The sequence below is a fragment of the Streptomyces sp. W16 genome, from assembly GCF_033194735.1.
Lineage (GTDB): Bacteria > Actinomycetota > Actinomycetes > Streptomycetales > Streptomycetaceae > Streptomyces.
The window spans coordinates 1-1,867 of the sequence record NZ_JAWOAI010000980.1 but is presented as its reverse complement, the minus strand read 5'-3'; the positions used below and the strand labels follow the sequence as shown (position 1 = coordinate 1,867).

General features: G+C 73.2%; 2 protein-coding genes. Both read left to right on the top strand.

What is annotated here, in order from left to right; translation table 11 throughout:
* Positions 1 to 121 precede the first annotated feature (121 nt).
* Positions 122 to 880: a polysaccharide deacetylase family protein gene (locus R6V09_RS52185; protein ID WP_317888409.1), complete on the top strand. Its 759-nt coding sequence runs from the start codon at positions 122 to 124 to the stop codon at positions 878 to 880.
* Positions 877 to 1,867: glycosyltransferase (locus R6V09_RS52180; protein WP_317888408.1), on the top strand; the 991-nt coding region annotated here is incomplete at its 3' end. The genes R6V09_RS52185 and R6V09_RS52180, both read left to right, overlap by 4 nt.

Sequence of the window (1,867 nt, the reverse complement as noted above, 5' to 3'; positions counted from 1 at the left end):
GGTCTCGCCGTCGGCTGCACGGCCGTCACCGTCGTCTTCGTCCTGCTCGGCCGGGCCCTGGGCGCCCAGGGCTTCGCACCCGCACTGGAATCCGTCCGCTCCGTCACACGAAGGCTCATCCATGGCCGCTCCCGCTGATTCCCCGACCACCGGCAGTCGCGTCACGGGCCCGGTCCCGTGGGTGGCGATGTACCACTCCGTGGGCGACTGCTCCGACGACCCCTACCGCATCACGGTCACCCCCGACCGCCTGGACCGGCAGCTGCGCTGGCTGAGCCGGCGCGGTCTGCGGGGTGTGTCCATGGCCGACCTGCTCGCCGCCCGCGCCCGGGGCGAGGGCCACGGTCTGGTCGGCCTCACCTTCGACGACGGCTACGCCGACTTCGCCGACAACGCCCTTCCCGTGCTGGCCCGTTGGGACTGCGGTGCCACCCTCTTCGTCCTCCCCGGCAGGCTGGGCGGCGACAACGCCTGGGACCCGCTGGGCCCGCGCAAACCGCTCCTCACCGCGGACGGCATCCGGCACGCGGCGGCCGAGGGCGTGGAGATCGGCTCGCACGGCCTGACCCACGTCGACCTCACCAAGACGGACGACGCCACCCTGAGGGCCGAGGTCGCCGAAAGCCGTTCCGTGCTGGCCGAGTTGACCGGCACAGACGTCGACGGCTTCTGCTACCCGTACGGCACGATCGACGCCCGCGCCATGAACGCCGTACGCGAAGCCGGTTACACCTACGCCTGCGCCATCGATCCCGGCGACCTCAACGGCGTGCACGCCCTCCCCCGCGTGCACATCGGCCAGAACGACACCGCCGTCCGCCTCTTCCTCAAGTACCGGCTGCACGGTCTGCGCCGCCGCCCGGTGGAGGGACTCGCGTGAAGGCCCTGCACATCATCACCGGGCTCGGCGTCGGCGGCGCCGAGCAGCAACTCCGGCTGCTCCTGCGCCACTTGCCGGTCGACTGCGACGTCGTGACGCTCACCAACCCGGGCGCGGTCGCCGACGGTCTCACGGCCGACGGGGTGCGCGTCCACCACCTCGGCATGACCGGCAACCGCGACCTGGCCGCCCTCCCCCGCCTGGTCCGGATCATCCGCACCGGCGGCTACGACCTCGTCCACACCCACCTCTACCGCGCCTGCGTCTACGGCCGGCTCGCCGCCCGGATCGCGGGCGTGAAAGCGGTCGTAGCCACCGAACACTCCCTGGGCGACTCGCAGATGGAGGGCCGCGACCTCAACGCCGGGGTCCGCGCCCTGTATCTCGCCAGCGAGCGCCTGGGCCGCTCCACGGTCGCCGTCTCCCCCACGGTCGCCGAACGCCTCAAGCGCTGGGGCGTGCCGGGGCCGCGCATCGAAGTCGTCCCGAACGGCATCGACCTGCCCCGCTTCCGCTTCGACCCGGTCCAGCGACTGCGCACCCGGCAGCGCCTGGGCCTGCCCGAGGACGCGTACGTCGTCGGCGGCATCGGCCGGCTCGCGGCCGGCAAACGCTTCGACGTCCTGATCCGCACCCTGACCCAACTCCCCTCCGACTACTGGCTGTTGTTGGTCGGCGGCGGCCCCGAGGAGAACCTCCTGCGCCGCACGGCCCACGACTGCGGGGTCGCCGACCGGGTGCTGTTCACCGGCGAACGCCCCTACGTCCCGGACGGCACCCCGGGCCCCGATCTGCCCTCCCTCACCGCGGCGATGGACCTGCTGGCCTCGCCGTCCCCCGAGGAGGCCTTCGGCCTGGCCGTCGTAGAAGGTCTGGCGTCCGGACTGCCCGTGCTCTACGCCTCCTGCCCCGCCGTCGAGGACCTCCCGCCGCACGCCGCTGCCGCCGCACACCGTGTCCAGGGCGGCCCCGAGGTCTTCGCCCGCG

Bases quoted from the DNA above. Each gene is read 5' to 3' on its own strand.
- R6V09_RS52185 (WP_317888409.1), top strand. From the start codon at position 122: ATGGCCGCTCCCGCTGATTCCCCGACCACCGGCAGTCGCGTCACGGGC.